This window comes from Catellatospora tritici, from assembly GCF_019083965.1.
GTDB classification, from domain to species: domain Bacteria; phylum Actinomycetota; class Actinomycetes; order Mycobacteriales; family Micromonosporaceae; genus Catellatospora; species Catellatospora tritici.
In genome coordinates, this window is the sequence record NZ_JAHRCY010000002.1 from 372,947 (window position 1) to 395,034 (window position 22,088).

Here is a 22,088-nt window from a genome sequence, read left to right on the forward strand (position 1 = left end):
CCGACATCAGAGGGTGGCGCGCAGGGCCTTGTCCTTCTCGGCGACCAGTTCCGTGAGCGAGTGGGCGTAGTCGGTGAGCTTGGCCCGCAGCGTGGCGTCGTGGATGCCGAGCATCCGCACCGCCAGCAGCCCGGCGTTGCGCGCCCCGGCTATCGACACCGTCGCGACCGGGATCCCGGCGGGCATCTGCACGATGGACAGCAGCGAGTCCATGCCGTCGAGGTACTTCAACGGCACCGGCACCCCGATCACCGGCAGCGGCGTGGCCGAGGCGACCATGCCGGGCAGGTGGGCCGCCCCACCCGCCCCCGCGATGATCACCTTGAGGCCGCGGTCGGCGGCGGCACCGGCGTACTCGAGCATGAAGTGGGGCGTACGGTGCGCCGACACGACCCGCACCTCGAACTCGACGCCGAACTCGGTCAGCGCCTCGGCCGCGCCGCGCATCACCGGCCAGTCCGAGTCCGAGCCCATGATCACCGCGACCTGCGGAGCCGCCTCGGTCATCCCATCGCCTTTCCGTAGGTGAGCCAGTGCGCCGCGCGGGCCGCGCGGGCCCGGCAGTCGGCGAGGTCGGCGCCCAGCGCCGTGACGTGCCCGATCTTGCGGCCGGGCCGGGTCTGCTTGCCGTACAGGTGCACCTTGACGCCGGGTTCGGCAGCCATCAGGTGGTGCACCCGCTCGTCGACGCCGATGCCGCCCTCGGGGCCGCCGAGCACGTTGACCATGGCCACGGCCGGGGCGGCCAGCGACGTCTCGCCCATCGGATAGTCGAGCACGGCCCGCAGGTGCTGCTCGAACTGCGAGGTGCGGGCGCCTTCGATGGTCCAGTGGCCGGAGTTGTGCGGCCGCATCGCCAGCTCGTTGATCACGAGCCCGTCCGGCGTCTCGAACAGCTCCACGGCGAGCATGCCGACCACGCCCAGCTCGTGGGCGATGCGGATGGCCAGCTGCTGCGCCTCCAGCGCCGCGTCGTCGGACAGGTCCGGCGCGGGCGCGAGCACCTCGACGCAGATGCCGTCGCGCTGCACCGTCTCGACGACCGGGTAGACCGCGACCTGGCCGTACGGCGAGCGGGCCACCTGGACGGCGAGTTCGCGACGCAGGGTCACCTTCTCCTCGACGATCAGGTCGGCACCGCTGGCGAGCAGGTCGCTGATCTCGGCCGGGTCGTCGACGACGAAGACGCCGCGCCCGTCGTAGCCGCCGCGGGCGGTCTTGACCACCGCGGGCAGCCCGAACTCGACCAGTTCGGCGGCGGTGCGCAGCGGCGCCCAGCGCGGCACGGGCGCGCCGAGCTCGCTCAACTTCTGCCGCATCGCGTGCTTGTCCTGGGCGTAGTGCAGCGCGTCGGCGCCGGGGAAGACCTTGTGGCCCTCGGCGGCCAGGGCGCGGATGTGCTCGCCGGGCACGTGTTCATGGTCGAACGTGACGACGTCGCACGCCTTGGCGAAGTCGCGTAGCGCCGCCAGGTCGGTGTGCCGCCCGAGCTGCACCTCGGCCGCGACGAGGGCGGCGGATTCGTCCGGGTCGGTGGCGAGCACCCGTAGGGATTGACCGAGGGCGATCGCCGCCTGGTGGGTCATACGGGCGAGCTGGCCGCCGCCGATCATGCCGACGACAGGGAGTCCGGTGCGCGTGTCCATCGCCGCGAAGTCTAGTCAGCGCCGCTTCGCCGCAGGCCGACCGCCCTTGCGGCCAGTGGACTGGGCCACCTGCCGCGGTTTGGCCAGCGCCAGCACCAGCGGGGTGCGGCGGTCGTCCTGACCGAACGGGTTGTCGGCGCACAGCGCGGACAGCAGGGCGGCGGGCGGTTCGCCGGGCCGCGACCAGCCGAGCAGCCGCATCCCGCCCGTGCCCACCCCGACTACGGCACAACCGGACAGGGCGGCGTACACGTCGGCGGGCAGCGCCTTGCGCAGGGCGGCGGCGATCTCCTCGGCGACCCGCTGCGGTTCGCGCGGCGGCGGCACCACGGCCAGGTGCGCCGGGGCGCAGGCGTGCTCGCGCGGCGGGCAGACCGAGCGGACCAGCGGCCCGACGATCTGGTCGGCCCAGGCGCGGTTGCCCAGCCGGGCGCAGAGCGCGGCGGCGCCGAGCCGGGCGGCGCCGCTGTGCTCCAGCGCCACCTGCACGGTCCACGGATCGACCCGGCCGGCGCCGGGTCCGGCCAGTCGGACCAGGGTGCGGGCGACCGGTCCGGGCCGGATGTCCCAGACCGGTCGGGCCAGTCCCTGCGCCACGGCGATCGGCTTGGCGGCGACGAGCAGGTGCCAGGGCTGGCGCAGGGCCTGGCGGGAGGGCTTGTCGGCGCCGTGGGCGAACTCGGCGACGTACCAGGCGATCTTTTCGGCGAGGCGGTCGCCCGCGACCATCGGCTCGGTGGTCAGCGCGTGACGCAGCCAGTCCTGCCCGTCGGCGGTCACGGCCGGGGCGGCGGCCGGTCGGTTCGGCGCGGGTCGGGCGGCGGGCACGGTGCCGACCGGGCGGCGGTACGGCCCGACGACGGTGTGCAGCCAGCGCTCCAGCACGTACCGCCGCCACAGCCGGTCGACCTCGGCGCGGTCGGCCGCGGCCAGGTCCTGCATCGCGGTCAGGCCCGCCTGGTCGGTACTGCCGTGGTGCGGGTAGAGCAGCGCACTGATCAGCTCGGCCCGCAGCCGCAGCAGCACCTCGGGCAGCGGCGGCTCCAGGGGGCCGCTACCGGCGGCCAGCGCCGTGCGGGCCGAGGTGGACGGCAGGGTCCGTTCGGCCAGCGAGCGCAGTTCGGCGCGCAGCGCCTCGTCGGTGGTCTCCAGCTCGCGGTACGGGAAGCGCAGGGTCACGCCGTACCGGGCGGCGACGCGGTCGGACAGTCGGGGCAGGTGGTTGGCGGGCCCGCTCCAGCCGGTGCTGCACAGCAGCGCGTCGACCTCGCCGCCGGTGGCTCGCGCGACCGCCCAGCACAGGTATCCGGCCAGGTCCGGCGCGGGTTCGCCGACGTCGGCGAGGAAGGCGTCGATGTCGATCTCGTCGGCGAAGAACGGCAGCGCCCGGTGGCGCACGCTGCTGTCGACCAGCGGCCCGAGCAGCGCCGCTGCGTACGCGGAGGAGTCGCTGGGCAGGCCCGGGAAGTTGACCGAGTAGACGGGCAGGCCACGGGCTTCGACGCGTTCGGCCAGCGCGGTGCCGAGCACGGCGGCGCCGGGCAGGCCGGGGCCGAGCAGCACCCCGACCCGATCCTCGCCGAGGGCTTCGAGCAGGGCGAGTCGGCCGGACGGGGCGGCGCCGCGGCCGCGTACCGGCGGATGGGCCCGCACCGACCAGCCGTCGGCCTGCCCGCGCCCGATCTCGACCACCTGGCCGGGCAGCACCCGGCGGACGCCGTCGAAGAAGGTGGCCGCGCCCTCGTCGCACGAGCCGACGGCCAGGAACCGCTGCACGGTCTCCGGGTCCGGTTCGGCGGGCACCCCGGCGGCCAGCAGCGCGGTCGGCTCGCTGGCGACGAGCACCGCGCTGCGGGTGCGGGCGTAGTAGAGCGGCGGCCCGTCGCCGTTGCGAACCAGCACCAGGCCGTCCGGGTCGGCCAGGACCAGCGTGTACGGCTGCCCGCCGGTGATCAGCCCGCTCGGCCCCCGCTCGGCGTACCGGGTGGTCAGGGTGCTCAGCTCGGCGATGCCGTCGACGACGAGCACGGCGCCGCCGTCGAGGCGGTGCACGATCGGCAGCGCGGCCCGCACCAGCAGTCGCGCCGGCCCGGCCGTCCCTCGTGCCTCCTCTGAGCCGCGTGGGGCCAGCGCGCGCGACAGCGCGGTCAGCGTTTCGGTGGAGTTGCGATCGGAGCCGAAGCTCAGCAGGGCGGCGAGGCCGGCCATGCGGTCATCTCCTCAGCGGGGGCTTTGGGGGGAGCCTCAGCCTAGCCAGGAATGTCCGTTTGACAGCTCATATAGTGCTATTGGTTGAGAATTGTCGTCAGTTCGACAGTCGTCGTCACCGGACGGTCACAGACGAACCCGCGGCACACGTACGCGGTCGACCTGCCATCGAGCATGGTGCGGCCCGACAGCAGCGGCACCCCGGGCGCGTCGGGCGCCCCGGCCACCACGACCGCGCCGGGTGGCGCCTGCTCCAGCGCCGTGAGCAGCAGCGGGTCGCCGTCGGGATCGGTGGTGACGATCGCGATCTCGTACGGCCCCGACAGCAGCACCTCCGCCGACGCGGCCGCGTACCCGGCGAAGCGGGCGTGCTGCGCCAGCACTGGCACCACCGTGCCCAGCGCCCGCTCGGCCATCTCCCGCCAACGCGGTTCCCCACTCAGCCCCGTGTACGCCAGCAGCGCCGCCACCAGCGACGACAGCCCCGACGGGGTGGCGTTGTCGGTCGGGTCGGCCGGGCGGACCACCAGCTTCTCCGCGTCGTCGGCGGTGTCGTGGAACCCGCCCTCCCCGTCGCGGAACCGCTGCGCCGCCGAATCCAGCAGCCCGCCCGCCAGCTCCAGCCAGCGCCCGTCACCGGTCACCTGGTGCAGCGCGCAGAACGCCTCGGCCACGCAGCCGTAGTCCTCCAGCACCCCGGCCGGTTCGCCCACGACCCCGTCGCGCGACACCCGCCGCAACTTGCCGTCGACCAGGTGCAGGCGGGCCAGCAGCTCCCCCGCCTCGACCGCGACCGCGCGAAAGTCCGTCTCCACCCGCTCGGCGTCGTCGCCGGTGTCCACGCAGCGGCGCCACAGCTCACACAGCGCGGTGATGGCCAGCCCGTTCCAGGCGGCGACCACCTTGTCGTCGCGGGACGGCTGCGGCCGGGTCCGGCGAGCGGCCATCAGGCGCTCGCGCACCCGCTCCCAGCGTTCGCGGATCTCCGGGGCCACGTCGTCGATGTCGCGCTTGAGCTCCAGCACCGAGCTGCCGTGCTCGAACGTGCCCGCCTCGGTCACCCCGAACAGGTCCGCCGCGAACGCCGCATCCGGCGCCCCCAGCACCGCCTCCAGCTGCGCGGGCGTCCACGAGTAGGTGGTGCCCTCGACGCCCTCGGTGTCGGCGTCCAGCGCCGAGGCGAACGCCCCCTGCGTCGTCTGCAGCTCGTCGAGCATGAACGCGGCGGTGTCGAGGGCGACCCGGCGCGCCATCTCGTCGCCGGTCAGCCGCCAGATCTCGGTGTACGCCCGCAGCAGCAGCGCGTTGTCGTACAGCATCTTCTCGAAGTGCGGCACGGTCCACGTCGCGTCCACCGCGTACCGGTGGAATCCGCCGCCGAGCTGGTCGTGGATGCCGCCGCGCGCCATCGCCTCGCCGGTGTGCCGCGCCAGCTCCAGCGACTCCTCGTCGCCGGTGCGCCGGTGGTGCCGCAGCAGGAACAGCATGATCATGTGAGGTGGGAACTTCGGCGCCCCGCCGAACCCGCCGTGGGCGATGTCGTAGTCGCCGCGCAACTGCTCCACCGCGTGCGCCAGCAGCTCGTCGGTGATCTCGCCGGTGCCCGTGCCGGGCCGCTGGCTGATCGCCTCCACCACCAGGTCGCTCTGCTCCACGACCGCCTCGCGCTGGTCCCGCCACGCCTCGGCCACCCGGGTCAGCAGCAGCCCGAACTGCGCCTTCGGGTAGTAGGTGCCGCAGACGAACGGCTTGCCGTCCGGCGTCGCGAAGACCGTCATCGGCCAGCCCCCCTGGCGGGTCATCGCCTGCGTCGCCGCCATGTACACCGCGTCGACGTCGGGCCGCTCCTCGCGGTCCACCTTGATCGCGACGAAGTTCGCGTTTACCAGGTCGCCGATCGCCTCGTCCTCGAACGACTCGTGCGCCATCACGTGACACCAGTGGCAGGCGGCGTAGCCGACCGAGATCAGCACCGGCACGTCGCGGCGCTTGGCCTCCTCGAACGCCTCGTCACACCACGGCCACCAGTGCACCGGGTTGTCGGCGTGCTGGAGCAGGTACGGCGAGGTCGCGCTCGCGAGCCGATTCACCCGACCACTCTCTCACACAGTGATCTCGTTGGAGCTCGGTCAGCACACGCTCGCCACGACAGCGCCGGTCGGACGGTCGCCGCGTCCGCGGGCGGCCGACGACAGACGACCGGCGTGCCCGCCACCCGTGTGGGGTTGTGGCCACAACCCCACACGGGTACTCGCGCACGTGAATACCCCGCCCGAGCCCCGGCCGCTGACCGCCGCGAGCCCGCAGGCGGCTCAGGCGAGGCGGGCGGCGCGGTGGACGCGGGTCAGGTGCGGCATCGGGAAGCGGCTGTGACCGCCGAGTTCGGACTCGACCAGCAGTTCGCGGACCGCGCCGACCAGCTCCGCCCGCTCGTGTTCGGTGCCCACCAGATACGGCGAGCGGGTGGTGGCCATGGCCACCAGATCGTCCGGCGTCATCCACATGTCGTGCGGGAACTCCCCCGCCTCGACCGGCCCGAACAGCGGACCGAAGTCCGACAGCGGCCGTTCGCGCGCCGCCTCGCCGCCGCCGTCGATGATCTCCACGTACCGCACCGTCCACGGGGTGCCCAGGTCCGCGTCGTTCCAGAACGCGGCGAGCACCCCGCCCGGCCGCAGCACCCGGGCGATCTCCGGGTGGGCGCGGTCCGGATCGAACCAGTGGTACGCCTGCCCGGCCACCACCGCGTCCACCGACCCGTCCGGCAGCGGGATCCGCTCCGCCGACCCGGCGTACGCCATCACCCCGGGGCTGGCCTGGAGCAGGTGTTCGCGCATCAGGTCGTCGGGCTCGACCGCGATCACCTCGTGCCCGAGCCGGTGCAGCAGCCGGCTGAGGATGCCCGTACCCGCGCCCAGGTCCACCACGCGGACCGGGCGCTCACCGAGCGCCCAGGTCACCGCCTCGGGCGCGTAGGACGGGCGGTAGCGGTCGTAGCGCTCGGCCGCGCTGCCGAAGGAACGGGCGTGCGAGATCGGGTCGGTCACGGGGTCACACCCTAACGACTCGGCTCAGCGCGAACCCGAGCCCGACTTCATCGCGGCCAGGCGCTGCTCCACCTCGGTGTCACGGGCACCGGCCGCCAGCTGCTCGAACTGTTTGTCGATGCTGGAGGCGGCCAACTCCTCGTGCCCCTTGAGCCGGGCCTCCTCGCGCCGCACCATCTCCTCGAACCGGCTGATCTCGCTGGTCGGGTCCAGCATGTCGATGTTGCCGACGGCGTCCTGCACCTTGCCCCGCGCCTCGGAGACCTTCGCCCGGCTGACCAGCTCGTCGCGCTTGCGGCGCAGCTCATCCAGCTTGACGCGCATCTGCGCCACGCCCTCTTTGAGCTGCTGGGTGACCTGCGTCTGCTCGGCGATGAGCGGCTGGTAGTTCTTCGCCTCGGCCTCGTACGCGATCTGCTTGCCGATGGCGATCCGCGCGAGGTCGTCGAACTTGTCCGCCTCGGCCGGGCTGCCCGCCGAGCGCATCTGGTCGGCCTTGGCGCTGGCCGCCTGGGCCTTCACCTGCCAGTCGGCGGCGGTCTTGGTCGCCTCCTGCGCGTCGGCCTCCATCAGCCGCAGGTTGCCGATGGTCGTGGCCACCGCGTTCTCGGCTTCGCCGATGTTGGCGGTGTAGTCGCGCACCATCTGGTCGAGCATCTGCCGCGGATCCTCGACCTGGTCGAGCATCGCGTGGATGTTGGCGCGGGCCATCGCGGTGATCCGTCCCAGGATCGATTGTGCCGCCATCAGAGTTCCCTTCTCCCTGCGTTGGTACTTGCTCAGCCGTGCCGGGCCCAGGTGCTGGGACCGCCGAACCTCGCCTGCACCGGCGCGGGGGGCACCGGGTTCTCGCCGGAGGGCATCAGCCCGATCCGGACGCCGCCGAAGCCGCCACCGGCGCCGGACAGCACGTTCTCCAGCAGGATGCCGCCCAGCACCGCGCCGCCGAGGCCGCCCATCCCGAAGCCGCCCATGCCGCCGCCGCTGACGATCACCGGTCCGCCGCCGCCCATCCGGCCGTACCCGGACGGGAACGACCAGCGCTCCACGTCGTCGCGGGCGGCGTCCATGGCCTGCGCGGCGAGGTCGTGCGCGCGCTGCGCGGCGGACAGGGCCGCGACCGGCTCTCCACCGGCCGACGCGGCGGCGAGCTGCTGCTGCGCCTCGGCCAGCCGAGCCCGCGCGGTGGAGCCCACGGCGCCGCGCCGGGTGCTGATGAACCCGGCCGCCGAGTCGACCGACGAACGCGCCGCGAACAGGGCCTGCTCCAGCTGCGCCCGAGCCTGGCCCGCCCGCTCGGCGGCGTCGCGCACCGCGCCCAACGCCCGGCCGAGCGACGCGTTGGCGCCCTCCAGGCGGCGCATCATGCCGAGCGGGTCGGTGCGCGGGGCGGCGAGCTGGCCGCGTACATCCGTGGCGACCTGCTCGGCCCGCGCCACCGCGGCGGCCAGGTTCATCTGGTCGGCCGCTCCGGTGCCGCCGCTCGCCTGCAGCGCCGCCTTGCCCGCGGCGACCTCGCCGTGCAGCTCGTCGGCCAGCCGAGTGGCGGCCTGACCGGCCGCGGCGAGGTCGGTGGCGACCCGGTCCACCGCGCCGAGCAGCTGCCCGGACTGGTCGAGGGCCTGCTGGGCGCCGCGCAGCGCGACGGCGGCCTGGCCCCGGTCGGCGGCGGTCAGGCTCGACGCGGCGTGCTGAAGCTGCTCGTCGGCGAAGTCGAGCCGGGCAGTGGCCTCGGTGACGTTGCCGGAGACGGCGGCCAGCGCGCCCTCGGTGTAGCGGGAGCCGAGCTCGGCCAGGGTGGCCTGCGCGGCGGGCAGCCCGGCGCGCAGCTGGGTCGCGCGAGCGGTCAGGTCCTTGCTGAGCTGCTCGGCGTTGGCCTGCATGGCTCGCAGCTGCTCAAACGCGTCGGCCTGGGCGTCCAGGCGCTGGTCGACGGCGGCGCAGCGCTGCAGGATGTCGGCGAGCAGTCGCCGCTGGGTGGGCTCGTCCTCCACGATCTCGTCGTCGAGCTGCTGGCGAATCCGGAACGCCGCGGCGACCTCGTCCTTGGCCGCGGCGACCGCCTGCGCGTACGGCGCGACCGCCTCGGTGCCGTACTGGGCGGTGGCGAAGCCGAGTTCCTGCTCACTGGTGCGCACCGCGTTGTCGACCGCGACGAGCTGCCCGTTGGCGCGGGTGGACAGGTCGTTGGTGGACATTCCCGCGTACGGGTCGGGCGGGCCGGACGGGGTCGTCGGGCCGCCGCCCCCGCCGCCCGGCCCACCCGGACCTGGTGGGCGCCTGCGGCGCAGCACGAACAGCACGATCGCCAGCGCGACGAAGAACGTCAGCAGGCAGCACAGCACCGAGTAGAGATCGGCTCCCCCGCTGTCGACCGGCACCTGCTCACCATAACGCGATCAAGCAGGACAAACGGTCGAATCATCGGCCTATCCGGAGGCCAGGCCACCCGGCTCGGCGCGCAGCTTGCGCGCCGGGCGCGCGGCCGACGCGAGCGTCCGCAACGCCTCGATGATCTGGTCGCCCGGCAACGGTCGGGAGAAGTGGAAGCCCTGCGCCGCGTCACAGCCGAGCCTGCTCAGCGCGGCCCGCTGGGTACCGGTCTCCACGCCCTCGGCCACGACCCGGATGCCGAGCTGGCGACCCAGGTCCACCACCGCCCGCACGATCGCGGCGGCCTGCTTGGACTCCCCCATCCGCGCCACGAAGGTACGGTCGATCTTGAGTTCGTCGACGGCGATGCGGGTGAGGAAGGTCAGCGACGAGAAGCCGGTGCCGAAGTCGTCGACCGCGAACCGGACCCCGAGTTTGCGCAGCTCCTGCAGCACCTGGTCGGTGACGGGCAGCGGGCTGAGCACCACCGTCTCGGTGATCTCCAGAACCAGTCGGGACGCGGGCAGCCGGTGCTTCTTGAGCAGTTCGGCGACGTCGGCGGGCAGGCGCGGATCGAGCAGGCTGCGCGGCGACAGGTTGACCGCGACCGGCAGCTCCATGCCCAGCGCGCCCCACTGCGCGGCGAAGCCGAGCGCCTGGTCGAGCACGTGCCGGGTGAACCGTCCAAGCAGGTCGCTGGCCTCGACCGCGCGGACGAAGTGCACCGGGGTGAGCAGACCCCGGCGCGGGTGGTGCCACCGGATCAGCGCCTCCACCCCGGTCGGCTTGCCGGTGTGCAGGTCGACCGCGGGCTGCAGCACCAGGTGCAGCTGGTCGTCGGCGGCCAGCGCGGTGCGCAGCTCGGCGACCAGCGCCAACCGGTCGGTGCTGGTCCGGTCGCGGGCCGGGTCGTAGGCCGTGACCCGCGCTCCCGACTCCTTCGCCTGGTACAGCGCGATGTCGGCGCGACGCAGCAGCTCCGTCGGGTCGAACTCGCCCGCCGCGGCGACGACCACGCCGACCGACACCTCCGACGACAGCGTCACCCCGGCCACCTCGGTGGGGCTGGCCAGCGCCGCGGCCAGGGCCCGCGCCCGGCGCTCGGCGACGGTCTTCGCCGCGCCCAGCAGGTCGGGCTCGGCCGCGTCACGGTCCCACGACATCGCGGGCAGGTCGGTGATGAGCAGCGCGAACTCGTCCCCGCCCAGGCGGGCGACCAGTTCCGACTCGTCCGCGTCGGCGACCAGCCGGGTCGCGGCGGTCTGCAGCAGCTCGTCCCCGGCCAGGTGCCCGAGGGTGTCGTTGACCTCCTTGAAGTGGTCCATGTCCAGCAGCAGCAGCGCCACCGGAGCCCGCGCGTCCAGGCCGCGCAGGACCGCGTCGCCGCGCTCCAGCAGCGCGTCCCGGTTGAGCAGGCGGGTCAGCGGGTCGTGGTGCGAGTCGTAGGTGTTGCGTTCGCGCAGCTCGCGCAGTGCGCTGTGGGTGGCGGCGTCGTGCAGCGCCGCCGCGAGCGCGTCACCGAACGCGGCCAGCCGGTGCTGGTCGTTCAGGCCCCACGCGCTCTGCCGCGACAGGCGCAGGGTGAGCAGCCCGACCGGGCCACCGGCCACCTCCAGCAGCCGCGTCACCACCGGCAGCCGGTCGCTCTCGGCCGGCGGGATGTCGGCCCGTTCGGCGCCCGCCAGCTCGAACACCCCGCCCCGAGTGGCGCCGTGGTAGCGGGTGTGCGAGGCGAGCACGGTCAGCTCGACGGCACGCACCGGGAACAGCGACTGCGCCGCCCGCAGCCCCTCCTGCGCCACCGCGACCTCGTCCAGCTTGTGCAGTGAGCGGCTGGCCGCCGCGAAGGCACCCCAGGTGCGCCGCTCCTCGTCCTCGCGCAGCCGGTGCACGTAGAGCTGGTGCACCAGCCACAGCAGCGGCGGCAGCACCCACAGCCAGCTGCTGCGCCACAGCCCGACCGCGAGCAGGCCCAGCGCCACATTGCCGACGATCATGACGGGCGTGCCGCGCAGCGCCTGCCACACCACGCCGACCATCGACTGACCGTCGCGTACGCCCAGGTGCAGCGCGAGCAGCAGCGCGCTGCACAGCAGGTAGAGGACCGCGGCCAGCACCACCACCGCGACCGACGACGGCGTCATCGGGCGGGTCTGCACCCCGCTGACCGACACGACCAGCACCGCGAGCCCCGCCGACAGGGTCAGCGAGGCCGAGGCGCGCAGCACCTCGAACGCCGTGGTCCGGTTGCCCGTGAACAGGGCCAGCACCGGCTTTGCGACCAGCACCGCCAGGCCCGTCGCGGCGGGCAGCCAGCCGCCGGGCACCAGCGTGAAGCCGACGATCAACGCGGCCTCGCCCCAGTCGACGTCGATGTACGTCGAGCCGACCCGCATCCGCATGCCGAACAGGTGCGCCAGCACGACGAGGCCGACCAGCAGCCCGAAGTCGGCCAGGCGACCGCCACCGTCCAGGAGCAGCCCGGCGACGGCCACGGCCGCGGCGCACACCGCGAGCGCGGCGGTCAGCAGCCGCACCGGGCGTGCCGCAGTCGCCACTCCGGACCAGCGCTGCCACCGGTCCCACGTACGCGAGAGCGAAGTGCTCATCGCAGCCCCCTGTCCGAGCGCACGCGTGGCGGAGGCTGCCGCCGACGTGCGGCGACGCGCGTTCCGCCTGACGTGACAGCGCCCGCCGGTGGTAGTCCCGATCCGCCTATCGGGCGTCCGGCGAGGTGGGCGTGTCAGGCCGCACACCGCCACCCATGCTGGCGGAATCGAACGTCTCGGGCAACCGCTTGATTCGCTTGTTCATGTTGCGAATCAGGAAAACCGTCGCCGCGCCCAGTAGGAGGATCAACAGCAGGGCCATCGGCCCGGCCAGACCGTCGCCCGAGCGCGTGTCGCCGAAGTTGTTGTCGGCCAGGAACTGCAGCATGCTTCTCACCTGTCGGTCTCGGCCGGCTCGCGCAGGCCGGCGAAGAGGTCGTCCTCGGGGATGGCGGTCTGCACAACCGAGCGGACCAGCTGGTAGTCCTCGGTCGGCCAGGCGGCGCGCTGCACCGTCAGCGGGGCGCGGAACCAAGGGCCGTCGGGGTCGATCTGGGTCGCGTGGGCGCGCAGCGCGTCGTCACGCAGCTCGAAGTATTCGCCGCAGGGGATGCGGGTGGTGATGCGCGGCGACTTGTCGCCGATCCAGTCGTCGTTGAGGCGCTCACCGTACGGCGACTCCATGCCCGCGGCGACCATGGCCTCGTGCAGCGCCGTGAACTTCAGCTTGGTGAAGCTGATGTGGTAGTAGACCTTCTGCACCTGCCACGCCTCGCCCAGGTCCGGTCGGTACGCCGGGTCGGCGGCGACGTCGAGCGCGGCCATGCTGATCACGTGCGTCTGGATGTGGTCGGGGTGTGGGTAGCCGCCCTCCTCGTCGTAGGTCAGCAGCACCTGCGGCTTGAACTCGCGGATCAGCTTGACCAGCGGCTCGGCCGCCTCGGCCGCGGGCACCCGGGCGAAGCAGCCCTCGGGCAGCCCCGACGGGTCGGCCGGGTCGAAGCCCTCGATCCAGCCCGAGTCGACGAAGCCCAGCCAGGCCTGGTCGACACCGAGGATGTCGCGGGCGGCCGCCATCTCCGCCTTGCGGATCTCGGCGATGTTCTCCCAGATCTCCGGGCGGTCCAACTTCGGATTGAGCACATCCCCGCGTTCGCCGCCGGTGCAGGTGACGACCAGCACCTCCGCGCCCTCGCGGACATACCGAGCCATCGTCGCCGCACCCTTGGACGACTCGTCATCCGGATGGGCGTGCACCGCCATCAAGCGCAGCCGCTGCGTCACCGTGTACTCCCCACGTGCGAGAATCGACCCCACCAGTCTTCCTCACGACTCTGACACGGCTAGCGAAGGACCCCCCACGGTGACCGAGACCTCGACGAACACGCCCGCCGGCGCCACCGGTGAGCGTGCGCCGTGGCCCGCGGGGCGGTACGGCAAGCGCCGGGAGCGCCGCGCCATGCCGCGTGCGGCGGTGCTCGCGCTCGCGGCGGTGACCGCGGTGGCGATGTCGGCGGTCGGCTGGCAGCTCTTCCGGGCGTACGGCGACGGCGACTACAGCGCCTCGGTGACCCGCTTCACCGACCTGTCCGACGACCAGGTCGTGATCACGATCCTGGTGCGGATGCCCGCCGACGGCACCGCCACCTGTTCGCTGCGGGCAAGAGACGCCGCGGGCGTCGAGGTGGGCTTCGAGGAGATCACGGTGAGTCCGGGTCCCGACCCGGCCCGCACCCAGGTGACTCATCGCCTGGTCACCAGCGGGCGGCCGGTAACCGGCGAGGTTAAGGGATGCCGTCCGGCCTGAAGCGCTGGTAAGTTTGTAACTTCGCCCATCGCGCTCAACGAGGCAGTTACCACGTGCCCTTGACGCGCCCATGGACGATCGCACCAACAATCCGACCGTAAGACCCTGAGGAGAACGCCCGTGTCCACGACTGATGCCACCTGGCTGTCCCAGGACGCGTACGACAAGCTCCAGGCTGAGCTCGCCGAGCTGATCGCCGCCCGCCCCGCCATGGCCGCGGAGATCAACGCCCGCCGCGAAGAGGGCGACCTGAAGGAGAACGGCGGCTACCACGCCGCCCGCGAGGAGCAGGGCAAGGCCGAGGCCCGCATCCGCCAGCTGCAGGAACTGCTGCGCGTGGCCAAGGTCGGCGAGGCGAAGACCACCGACAGGATCACCGTCGGCACCGTCGTGACGATCTACTTCGACGACGACAGCGAGGACACCGAGACCTTCCTGCTCGGCTCCCGCGAGATCGCCGCCACCACGGACCTGACGGTGTACTCCCCCGAGTCCGCCCTGGGCCAGGCCATCCTCGGCGCCCGCAACGGCCAGACGGTCACCTACACGGCCCCCAGCGGCGCCGACATCAAGGTCACCATCGTGTCGTTCCAGCCCTTCGGGGGCTGACCCACGCCACGCCTGACCTGGCCCCTGCCCCGCCCGGGCGGGGGCCGGGTCAGTTGTTTACCTCGACCTGGTAGCCGGCGGCCGTGAGGGCGTTGACCAGGCGGTCGGAGTGTTCGGCGCCGCGGGTCTCCACCGACAGGTCGACCTCCACCTCACCGAGGTGCAGGCCGGGATCGTGCCGCTGGTGGGCCACGTCCAGCACGTTCGCGCGCTGCTCGGCGATCAGCGACAGCAGCGCGGCCAGCTGACCGGGCCGGTCGGCGCAGCGTACGCCCAGGTGCAGGTACCGCCCGGCGGCGCTGAGCCCGTGCTCGATCAAGCGGACCATGAGCAGCGGGTCGATGTTGCCGCCGGAGACCACCGAGACGACCGGCGTACGCACCTCCACCTTGCCCGCCAGCAGCGCGGCCACCCCAACCGCCCCGGCCGGTTCGGCGACGAGCTTGCCGCGCTCCAGCAGCATCAGCAGCGCCCGGGAGATCTCCTCGTCGGTGACCGTGACGACCTCGTCCACGAGCTTGCTGATGTGCGCGAAGGTCAGGTCGCCGCAGCGGCCGACCGCGATGCCGTCGGCGATGGTGGCGATGCTGGGCAGCCGCACCGGGCGGCCCGCGCGCAGCGCCGGGGGCACCGCCGCCGCCCCGGCCGCCTGCACGCCGATGATCTGGATATCGGGGCGCAGCGCCTTGGCCGCGACCGCCATGCCGGAGATGAGGCCGCCGCCGCCGATGCCCGTGATGATCGTCTGCACCTCGGGGACCTGCTCCAGGATCTCCAGCGCCACCGTGCCCTGCCCGGCGATCACGTCCGGGTGGTCGAACGGATGGATGAAGACCGCGCCGGTACGGTCGGCGAACTCCTGCGCGGCGACCAGTGCCTCGTCCACGGTCGCCCCGACCAGCTGCACGCTCGCGCCGTACCCCCGGGTGGCCGCGACCTTGGGCAGCGGCGCGCCCACCGGCATGAACACGGTGGCGCGGGTGCGGCACAGGCCCGCCGCCAGGGCCACGCCCTGGGCGTGGTTGCCCGCGCTGGCGGCGACGACCCCCCGCGCGCGCTCCTGCTCGCTCAGGCCCGAGATCCGCATGTACGCCCCGCGCACCTTGTACGACCCGGCCCGCTGCAGGTTTTCGCACTTGAGCCAGGCCGGTCCACCGAGCTTGGCCGACAGCGGCCGACTCGGTTCGATCGGGGTGATGCGCACGACGGAGCGCAGCCGCTCCCGGGCCTGTTCGATGTCGGCGAGGCTGACCAGCTCAGGTGTCACACCTGGATCGTGCCACCTGCCGGGGACTGCTCGCCTGCCGGGACGTCCGCCGGGACACTCGTCACTGCCCGCGCGGCGAGGGTCGCGTACGCGGCCTGCGCGTGTGCCGCCTCGCCCCGGGCGATACGCGCCTCCTGGGCCGGGCCGACCTTGAGCACGAGGTACGCCAGGCAGCTCGCCGACACCGTGGTGACCAGCCACGACACCGGTCCGGCGAGCAGCTGCGCGTCGAAGTACTCGGCCATGGCGGCGAAATCGTCGCCCCTGATCGCCGACCGGTCGCCGCCGAAGAAGAGGAGGCCGAAGCTCTGGGCCAGATACGTGGTCCACCAGACGGCGACCACCGGCTTGACCCAGCGGCGGTGCACCGTCTCCCGCGCCACCTGGAACACGAGCCGACAGGGGATGATCAGGTTCGCGACCGGGACCAGCCAGCCCGCGATCGCCCAGCCCGCACCGTCGGAGACCTGCGTCTCCGGGAAGGCGTCGACGTTCTTGCGGGCCCGCCACAACCACATGATCACCAGTACCGCGGGCAGCGCCAGCAGCCACTCGGCGACCAGGTTGCCGACCAGCTCGAGCCGGTGCAGCGCGTCGCGCGCCGTGGCGCCGCCCGCGGCGGCCTGCTCGACCAGCGACCGGCCGACCAGCGGCAGCGCCACCGCCAGCAGCAGCCTCCCGGCGACGTAGACCGCCAGCGCCGCGACCACGGCGTAGCCGAGCCCGCGCAGGTGGTAGGTCCGCACGCCGAGCAGGGTGATCGGCTGGTCGCGGTTGCTCAGGCAGGCGCGGCAGCGCAGGTACGAGGGCTCGTTGTCGGCGCCGCAGTGGGGGCAGGGCATGGATCACTCCCGGGTCGAAGGCCCCGGGAGCGTAACGGATCTTCGTGGCGCGCGTGGTCCCCTGCTCACGCCGGGCGCGGGTACCCCGGGGCGTGGCGGCGCCAGGGCGAGGCCAACTCGATCTGCCCGGCGACGGCCAGCAGCAGCAGCTCGGTGCCGGGCGGGCCGATGAGCTGCACCGCCGCGGGCAGGCCGTCGGGGCGTACGCCCAGGGGCAGGGTCATCGCCGGGAACCCGGCGATGTTCCACGGCGCCGCGTACGGGGCATAGCGGGTGTTGGCCACCACGTTGCTCAGCCAGCCGCGCTTGTGCCAGGTGGCCGCCTTCAGCGGCGCCCCGGCCAACACCGGCGTGAGCAGCAGGTCGACCCCGTGCTCGGCGAAGAATTCCAGCGACTGGTCGCGCAGCTGCCTGCGGTCGGCTTCCTGGACGTAGCCGCGCTTCCAGGCCCAGGCGCCCATGGCGATGTGGCGGCGACTGCGCTTCTGCAGCCGCCAGCGGTCCAGCCCGGCCGCCTCGGCGTCGCGGTAGGCGGCGGCGAACCAGGTCGCCATGCCGCGCAGGCCGAGCTTGGTGTCGTACGCCGGATCGGCGGCGATCAGGTCGTGGCCGCACTCCACCAGCAGCTTCTCGGCAGAACTCACCGCCGCCCGGTTGGCCGCGTCGGCGCCCGCCCCGGCGACCGGCGAGCGCAGCGACACCGCGATGCGCAGCCGCCCCGGCTGGTTCAGCGGCTGCGGCGTACGCCCCGCGAGCACGGCGAAGCCGAGCGCCGCGTCGGCGACGGTGGTGGCCAGCATGCCGTGCTCGACCAGCCCGAACCAGTCGTCGGCACCCAGGTCCACCGGCAGCAGGCCCCGGCCGGGCTTGAGCCCGATCAGGCCGCAGCAGGCGGCCGGGATACGGATCGAGCCGAGCCCGTCGTTGGCGTGGGCCATCGGCACCAGCCCGGCGGCGACAGCCGCGGCCGAGCCGCCGGACGAACCGCCCGGGGTGCGGTCCAGCGACCACGGATTACGGGTGATGGCGGTCTCGTCGTCGGTGGTCCCCCACAGGCCCAGCTCGGGCATGCGGGTCGTGCCGAGCACCACGGCGCCCGCGCCACGCAGGCGGCGGACCAGCTCGTGGTCCCGCTCGGCCACGGCCGAGCGGGCACCGGCCGAGCCGTGCCAGGTCGGCAGGCCCGCGACGGGGGTGTTCTCCTTGACCGCGATCGGCACCCCGGCCAGCGGGAGGTTGCCCAGCTCGCCCTGCTCGTCGACCTTCTCCGCCTCGGCGGCGGCCTCGGCGTCACGGATGACCCGGAAGGCGGCCACGATCGGGTCGGTACGGCTGACGTACTCGAGGTGGTCGGCGATCACGGCGGTGGCCGAGGTGTCGCCGCGGCGCACCGCCCGCGCGATCTGCTTCGCGGTGGACCCGACCCAGGTGTCCGCCATCAGTTCCTCCGCAACGTCACTGTCGCCGTCCGTCCCAGGCAACCGGGGTTCCAGTATGGAGGTGATCGCCGCCACCTCAACACCGGAGTCTTGCCGCGGCGGGATTCGTTGGCAATGCTGGATCGATGCAGCCGAACCAGCCCCGTCGTGATTGGACCGTACCCATCGTCGTCGGCGTGATCGCGCTGGTGTGCGTGCTGGTGCTGTGCCTGGCCGGCGGTGCGGCCGGCTACTACTTCCTGTCCCGGGACGGATCGGACCCGTCGCCGTCGCCGTCGCCGGTCGCGGCAGCGGCCAGCCCGCAGCCTTCGGTCGCGCCGCCCGCGCCGAGCAAGGCGCCGCAGGACTGCCTCATCGGCGACTGGCTTGAGACGTCGTACACGACCAACGCGGAGTTCCTCGCGGGAACCGTGCAGCTGACCGGCAAAGGGGTGCGGTTCAGCTACGGCGCCGACGGCGTGCTGCGGATGGTGTACAACACGACGCGCACCGGTACCCGCGACGGCGACAAGTACCAGGTCATCCACAAGGGCAACGTCACCATGAACTACGTGGCCGACGACAAGACCATCAACTACAGCAGCCCCAAAACGACCGGGACATCGACCCTGAAGATCAACGGCAGTACCGAGGGCTCCCAGAAGCTGACCATGTCCGTGAACCCGGACAGCTACAGCTGCAAGGGCGACGAGCTGCGCCTGTTCGGCGAGGACTACGCCATGGAAGCCAAGCGCGTCCTACCCCCCGGCCAGGGCGTCTGACCTTGGGGTAAGGAAGGGCCCCTTCTTATCGGTTTGCGATGCACAAGGGGCCCTTCCTAACCCTCGGCAGCTCAGGAGAGCGCGGCGGACAGGTCTGCGAGCAGGTCGTCGATCGTCTCGATGCCGACCGACAGGCGGACCAGGTCGGCGGGGACCTCCAGCGCCGAGCCCGCGACGCTGGCGTGGGTCATCTTGCCCGGGTGCTCGATCAGCGACTCGATGCCGCCCAGCGACTCGGCCAGGGTGAACACCTTCGTGGTGTTGCAGACCCGCTCGGCGGAAGCCGGGTCACCCGTCCGGAAGCTGATCATGCCACCGAACCGGCGCATCTGCTTGGCGGCCAGCTCATGGCCCGGGTGCTCGGGCAGACCCGGGTAGTAGAGCTGCGTCACCTTCGGGTGCCCGGCCAGGAACTCGGCCACCTTCTCCGCGTTGTCGCAGTGCCGCTCCATGCGTACCGCCAGCGTCTTCACGCCGCGCAGGGTCAGCCACGCGTCGAACGGGCCGTTGACCGCGCCCATCGCGTTCTGGTGGTACTTCAGCGAGTCCGCCAGCTCCAGGTCGTTGAGGATCAGCGCGCCGCCCACCACGTCGGAGTGGCCGCCGACGTACTTGGTGGTCGAGTGCACCACCACGTCGGCGCCCAGCGCCAGCGGCTGCTGCAGGTACGGGCTGGCGAACGTGTTGTCGACGACCAGCAGCGCGTGCGCGTCACGCGACAGCGCCGCCAGGCCCGCGATGTCGGCGATGTTGAGCAGCGGGTTCGTCGGCGTCTCGACCCAGATCAGCTTCGTGTTCGGGGTCAGCTTGGCACGCACGTCGTCGACGTCGGAGATCCGGGCCGCCGACCAGCTCAGGCCCCAGCGCTCGGCGACCCGGGCGAAGAGGCGGAACGTGCCGCCGTACGCGTCGTCCGGGATGATCACGTGGTCACCCGGGGCGCACACCGTGCGGATCAGGGTGTCCTCGGCGGCCAGGCCGCTGGCGAAGGTCAGCCCGCGGGCGCCGCCCTCCAGCGCCGCCAGGCACTCCTGGAGCGAATCGCGGGTGGGGTTGCCCGAACGCGCGTACTCGTAGCCCAGCCGCGGCGAGCCGACCGCGTCCTGCTTGAAGGTAGATGTCTGAAATATCGGCGGGATCACCGCACCGGTGCGTTCATCCGGTTCCTGACCCGCGTGGATAGCGAGCGTTTCAAACCCGTAAGACATATGGACAGCCTAGGCGAGCACACTTGACACATGTTCCTTCGCCACAAGAAGCTCGACCTGGTCACCCCCGCCGAGGCCCTGCCCGGCCGGGACGTCCCCATGCACGTGCCCGCCCGCCACTTCGTGCTCGGCACCCCACTCGTCGGCCCCTGGCCCGAGGGGCTGCAGACGGCAGTGGTCGGTATGGGCTGCTTCTGGGGAGCCGAGCGGCTGTACTGGAAGACCGACGGCGTGTACTCGACCGCGGTCGGGTACGCCGGTGGAATCACCCCCAATCCGACGTATGAGGAGACGTGCTCGGGGATGACCGGGCACACCGAGGCGGTGCTGGTCGTGTTCGACCCGAAGGTCGTCTCGTACGAGGAGATCCTCAAGATCTTCTGGGAGAACCACGACCCGACCCAGGGCATGCGGCAGGGCAACGACATCGGCACCCAGTACCGGTCGGCCATCTACACCACCAGCGCGGAGCAGGCCGGCGAGGCGCAGGCCTCGCGGGACGCGTTCCAGCCGGTGGTGAACTCATCCGGGTACGGCGAGATCACGACGGAGATCGCCACGTTGACCCACTTCTACTACGCCGAGGACTACCACCAGCAGTACCTGGCCAAGAACCCCAACGGGTACTGCGGCATCGGGCCCAACGGCATGAGCTGCCCGATCGGCGTTGCCAAGACGGCCGACGCTGGCTGATGCCCGTCTCCGCAACCTCGCGGAGCTAGCCGATCGCCTCCCAAGCCCGCCCGGGAGGCGATCGGTCAATGTGATGGGCATGAACAGCGGTGCCGGCACAGCGCCGAGCCAGCCGCTGAAGCGTCCAACTCCGCATAGGAGCGCCTGTAGCGGGCTGCCCAGTCTCCAGCCAATCGCAACGCCCGATGTCACAGTGCTGGCGTACCGTCAACGACTATGCCGAAAGTGACTGCCCGCCGGCTTCGCGAGGCCATCGCTGAAACACTGCGGGACTCGCCGACGAGGGTGAAGATCGATTCCTAGCGCCGACCGAGTATCGAGCGCAGCGGTTGCCCAGTAGCGCTTACGGTCCAGAAAAGGCGGCCGTTGGTGTTGGCTGCTTCACGGGCCGGATTGACCGACTCGACGACAGCAATCGCGGCCCTGCTCGCGGAGGTGAAACTCTTGCCGGTCAAAGGGCCGCTAGTGATCCGTAGGTGGCCGGTTGACGGTTCGTATACGGCTTCCACTCGCGCGCCGAGATACTTCGCGTACAGCTGGACGTCCTCCGCAGGCTCGGAACTATCCGCACCGGTAGACGAGTTCTCGGCTACCGGTGCGGAAGACGTCAGGCGGGTGGCGAGTTCCTGCGGTGACATGCCCAGGAGCTCTGCGGCCCGCAAGAACCGCTCGTAAGTGGGCATGGGATCGGTTGCCGACATGCTTCTATCCTACTCACCCATTGACTCTAGAGAAACTATAGATACTCTGGCACTATGTGCATAGTTCTGTACAGTTTCTGGTATGACGATCCTCGTCCACCCGCAGGAGATGTCTGTCACCGAAGCTGCGCAGCGCGGAGTGGCGGGCCTGGTGACAGAAGCAGAGCAGGGAGTAGACGTGGTGGTGACGCGCCATCGTCGGCCGGTCGCTGCCGTAATCGCCTATCACCGGCTCGAGGAGCTGTCCAAGGCCGCCGAGGATCTCCGCGATCTTGCACTGGTACTGGCCCGGAAGGTCACAGATACCGGAGAGCGGACCGCTCTCGACGACGTGCTGCGAGCCTACGGGCACACCCGGGAGTCGTTGGCGGCGCTGCCGGACGAGTGATGCCGTGACGGACATTCGGTTCACCAATGACGCCATCGACGACCTGCGCAGACTGGGACCCGAGATCGTGCCGAAGATCTTGAAGAAGATCCTCGTTCTTGAGACCAACACGCAGGCAGGGCAACCACTGGGTGGTGACCTCACCGGCTTCCGCAAACTCGTCGTTGGAAACAACACTTGGCGGATCGTCTACCGGGTGGAGGCCGGGGTGGTGGAGATCTGCGAAATATGGGCCGTCGGCGCACGGGCTGACGCGGAGGTGTACGCCGAGGCGACTGCGCGCGTGCGCGCTGCCGCTGCGACGAGGCCCGGCCTGACCGCGCTCGCCCAGGTGATCGAACGACTTGGAAGGCTTGCTGAGGGCGTCCACGTTGCGACTCCTTCCCCTGCAGAACCGGTCCCCGACTGGCTTGCCGACCGCTTGATCTACACCGTTCGACTTCCTCGCGAGGAAGTCGCCGCGATGGACCTGCAGCAGGCAGTGGACAGTTGGGCGAAGTTCATGGCTGAGCCCCACGCTCCAGGCTCAGCTCAAGGTTGAGCTGAGCCA

The 22,088-nt window shown here is 72.0% G+C and carries 21 protein-coding genes; 6 read left to right on the plus strand and 15 right to left on the minus strand.

Features of this window, described 5'->3' with window-relative positions:
* Positions 1-6 precede the first annotated feature (6 nt).
* The 10 genes from purE to mca all read right to left on the minus strand — a co-directional run bounded on the left by purE (position 7) and on the right by mca (position 13,107).
* Positions 7-507: a 5-(carboxyamino)imidazole ribonucleotide mutase gene (gene purE / locus KUA19_RS05510; protein ID WP_217395002.1), complete on the minus strand. Its 501-nt coding sequence runs from the start codon at positions 505-507 to the stop codon at positions 7-9.
* Positions 504-1,646 carry a 5-(carboxyamino)imidazole ribonucleotide synthase gene (locus tag KUA19_RS05515; RefSeq protein WP_217395003.1) on the minus strand — a complete coding sequence of 381 codons (1,143 nt, stop codon included), beginning with the start codon at positions 1,644-1,646 and terminating at the stop codon, positions 504-506. The genes purE and KUA19_RS05515 overlap by 4 nt, the downstream gene beginning before the upstream one ends.
* 15 nt (positions 1,647-1,661) lie before the next feature.
* Positions 1,662-3,854 (minus strand): asparagine synthetase B family protein, encoded by a 2,193-nt coding sequence (locus KUA19_RS05520; RefSeq protein WP_217395004.1) that lies wholly within the window; start codon positions 3,852-3,854, stop codon positions 1,662-1,664.
* A 77-nt stretch (positions 3,855-3,931) separates the two neighbouring features.
* Positions 3,932-5,944: a thioredoxin domain-containing protein gene (locus tag KUA19_RS05525; RefSeq protein ID WP_217395005.1), complete on the minus strand. Its 2,013-nt coding sequence runs from the start codon at positions 5,942-5,944 to the stop codon at positions 3,932-3,934.
* Positions 5,945-6,166: 222 nt separating this feature from the next.
* Entirely contained in the window at positions 6,167-6,901 is a 735-nt protein-coding gene (locus KUA19_RS05530; RefSeq protein ID WP_217395006.1) for a class I SAM-dependent methyltransferase, read from the minus strand.
* A gap of 24 nt (positions 6,902-6,925) precedes the next feature.
* Positions 6,926-7,648 carry a PspA/IM30 family protein gene (locus KUA19_RS05535; protein WP_217395007.1) on the minus strand — a complete coding sequence of 241 codons (723 nt, stop codon included), beginning with the start codon at positions 7,646-7,648 and terminating at the stop codon, positions 6,926-6,928.
* A 32-nt stretch (positions 7,649-7,680) separates the two neighbouring features.
* The gene (locus tag KUA19_RS05540; protein ID WP_217395008.1) at positions 7,681-9,282 is read right to left on the minus strand and encodes a coiled-coil domain-containing protein; all 1,602 of its coding nucleotides are present in this window, start codon (positions 9,280-9,282) and stop codon (positions 7,681-7,683) included.
* A 48-nt stretch (positions 9,283-9,330) separates the two neighbouring features.
* Positions 9,331-11,883, minus strand: a complete 2,553-nt coding sequence (locus tag KUA19_RS05545; RefSeq protein ID WP_217395009.1) for a putative bifunctional diguanylate cyclase/phosphodiesterase — start codon at positions 11,881-11,883, stop codon at positions 9,331-9,333.
* A 106-nt stretch (positions 11,884-11,989) separates the two neighbouring features.
* The gene (locus KUA19_RS05550; RefSeq protein WP_217395010.1) at positions 11,990-12,211 is read right to left on the minus strand and encodes a hypothetical protein; all 222 of its coding nucleotides are present in this window, start codon (positions 12,209-12,211) and stop codon (positions 11,990-11,992) included.
* Between the two features lie 5 nt (positions 12,212-12,216).
* The gene (gene mca / locus KUA19_RS05555) at positions 12,217-13,107 is read right to left on the minus strand and encodes a mycothiol conjugate amidase Mca (RefSeq protein WP_217395353.1); all 891 of its coding nucleotides are present in this window, start codon (positions 13,105-13,107) and stop codon (positions 12,217-12,219) included.
* A gap of 79 nt (positions 13,108-13,186) precedes the next feature.
* Here mca and KUA19_RS05560 point away from each other — a divergent pair, with 79 nt between their 5' ends.
* Positions 13,187-13,630 carry a DUF4307 domain-containing protein gene (locus KUA19_RS05560; protein WP_217395011.1) on the plus strand — a complete coding sequence of 148 codons (444 nt, stop codon included), beginning with the start codon at positions 13,187-13,189 and terminating at the stop codon, positions 13,628-13,630.
* 120 nt (positions 13,631-13,750) lie between these two features.
* Positions 13,751-14,239, plus strand: coding sequence for a transcription elongation factor GreA (gene greA / locus KUA19_RS05565; protein WP_217395012.1), 489 nt, complete (start codon positions 13,751-13,753; stop codon positions 14,237-14,239).
* 49 nt (positions 14,240-14,288) lie between these two features.
* Here greA and ilvA read toward each other — a convergent pair whose 3' ends face one another.
* From ilvA to KUA19_RS05580, 3 genes are all read right to left on the minus strand, one after another.
* On the minus strand, positions 14,289-15,506 hold the full coding sequence (gene ilvA / locus KUA19_RS05570; RefSeq protein WP_217395013.1) for a threonine ammonia-lyase: 1,218 nt from the start codon (positions 15,504-15,506) through the stop codon (positions 14,289-14,291).
* On the minus strand, positions 15,503-16,348 hold the full coding sequence (locus KUA19_RS05575; protein WP_217395014.1) for a DUF4328 domain-containing protein: 846 nt from the start codon (positions 16,346-16,348) through the stop codon (positions 15,503-15,505). The genes ilvA and KUA19_RS05575 overlap by 4 nt, the downstream gene beginning before the upstream one ends.
* 65 nt (positions 16,349-16,413) lie before the next feature.
* Entirely contained in the window at positions 16,414-17,787 is a 1,374-nt protein-coding gene (locus tag KUA19_RS05580; RefSeq protein WP_217395015.1) for an amidase, read from the minus strand.
* Between the two features lie 176 nt (positions 17,788-17,963).
* Between KUA19_RS05580 and KUA19_RS05585 the strand changes: the two genes are divergently transcribed.
* On the plus strand, positions 17,964-18,548 hold the full coding sequence (locus tag KUA19_RS05585; protein ID WP_217395016.1) for a hypothetical protein: 585 nt from the start codon (positions 17,964-17,966) through the stop codon (positions 18,546-18,548).
* A gap of 71 nt (positions 18,549-18,619) precedes the next feature.
* On the opposite strand, the gene KUA19_RS05590 is transcribed toward KUA19_RS05585, so the two are convergent.
* On the minus strand, positions 18,620-19,756 hold the full coding sequence (locus tag KUA19_RS05590) for a cystathionine gamma-synthase (RefSeq protein WP_217395017.1): 1,137 nt from the start codon (positions 19,754-19,756) through the stop codon (positions 18,620-18,622).
* A 30-nt stretch (positions 19,757-19,786) separates the two neighbouring features.
* On the opposite strand from KUA19_RS05590, the gene msrA reads away from it, so the two are divergent.
* A complete protein-coding gene (gene msrA, locus KUA19_RS05595; protein WP_217395018.1) occupies positions 19,787-20,449 on the plus strand; it encodes a peptide-methionine (S)-S-oxide reductase MsrA in 663 nt (220 codons plus the stop codon).
* A 299-nt stretch (positions 20,450-20,748) separates the two neighbouring features.
* Here msrA and KUA19_RS05600 read toward each other — a convergent pair whose 3' ends face one another.
* Positions 20,749-21,150 carry a hypothetical protein gene (locus KUA19_RS05600; protein WP_217395019.1) on the minus strand — a complete coding sequence of 134 codons (402 nt, stop codon included), beginning with the start codon at positions 21,148-21,150 and terminating at the stop codon, positions 20,749-20,751.
* 82 nt (positions 21,151-21,232) lie between these two features.
* Here KUA19_RS05600 and KUA19_RS05605 point away from each other — a divergent pair, with 82 nt between their 5' ends.
* Both KUA19_RS05605 and KUA19_RS05610 read left to right on the plus strand, forming a co-directional pair.
* Positions 21,233-21,538: a type II toxin-antitoxin system prevent-host-death family antitoxin gene (locus KUA19_RS05605; RefSeq protein WP_217395020.1), complete on the plus strand. Its 306-nt coding sequence runs from the start codon at positions 21,233-21,235 to the stop codon at positions 21,536-21,538.
* A 4-nt stretch (positions 21,539-21,542) separates the two neighbouring features.
* The gene (locus KUA19_RS05610; RefSeq protein ID WP_217395021.1) at positions 21,543-22,079 is read left to right on the plus strand and encodes a type II toxin-antitoxin system RelE family toxin; all 537 of its coding nucleotides are present in this window, start codon (positions 21,543-21,545) and stop codon (positions 22,077-22,079) included.
* Positions 22,080-22,088 lie beyond the last annotated feature (9 nt).

Excerpts from the sequence above, each read along its gene's own strand:
- KUA19_RS05590 (WP_217395017.1), bottom strand. The coding sequence starts at position 19,756 with ATGTCTTACGGGTTTGAAACGCTCGCTATCCACGCGGGTCAGGAACCG.
- KUA19_RS05600 (WP_217395019.1), bottom strand. The coding sequence starts at position 21,150 with ATGTCGGCAACCGATCCCATGCCCACTTACGAGCGGTTCTTGCGGGCC.
- msrA (WP_217395018.1), top strand. The coding sequence starts at position 19,787 with ATGTTCCTTCGCCACAAGAAGCTCGACCTGGTCACCCCCGCCGAGGCC.
- purE (WP_217395002.1), bottom strand. The coding sequence starts at position 507 with ATGACCGAGGCGGCTCCGCAGGTCGCGGTGATCATGGGCTCGGACTCG.
- KUA19_RS05515 (WP_217395003.1), bottom strand. The coding sequence starts at position 1,646 with ATGGACACGCGCACCGGACTCCCTGTCGTCGGCATGATCGGCGGCGGC.
- KUA19_RS05605 (WP_217395020.1), top strand. The coding sequence starts at position 21,233 with ATGACGATCCTCGTCCACCCGCAGGAGATGTCTGTCACCGAAGCTGCG.
- KUA19_RS05550 (WP_217395010.1), bottom strand. The coding sequence starts at position 12,211 with ATGCTGCAGTTCCTGGCCGACAACAACTTCGGCGACACGCGCTCGGGC.
- KUA19_RS05580 (WP_217395015.1), bottom strand. The coding sequence starts at position 17,787 with ATGGCGGACACCTGGGTCGGGTCCACCGCGAAGCAGATCGCGCGGGCG.
- KUA19_RS05575 (WP_217395014.1), bottom strand. The coding sequence starts at position 16,348 with ATGCCCTGCCCCCACTGCGGCGCCGACAACGAGCCCTCGTACCTGCGC.
- KUA19_RS05545 (WP_217395009.1), bottom strand. The coding sequence starts at position 11,883 with ATGAGCACTTCGCTCTCGCGTACGTGGGACCGGTGGCAGCGCTGGTCC.
- KUA19_RS05535 (WP_217395007.1), bottom strand. The coding sequence starts at position 7,648 with ATGGCGGCACAATCGATCCTGGGACGGATCACCGCGATGGCCCGCGCC.
- KUA19_RS05520 (WP_217395004.1), bottom strand. The coding sequence starts at position 3,854 with ATGGCCGGCCTCGCCGCCCTGCTGAGCTTCGGCTCCGATCGCAACTCC.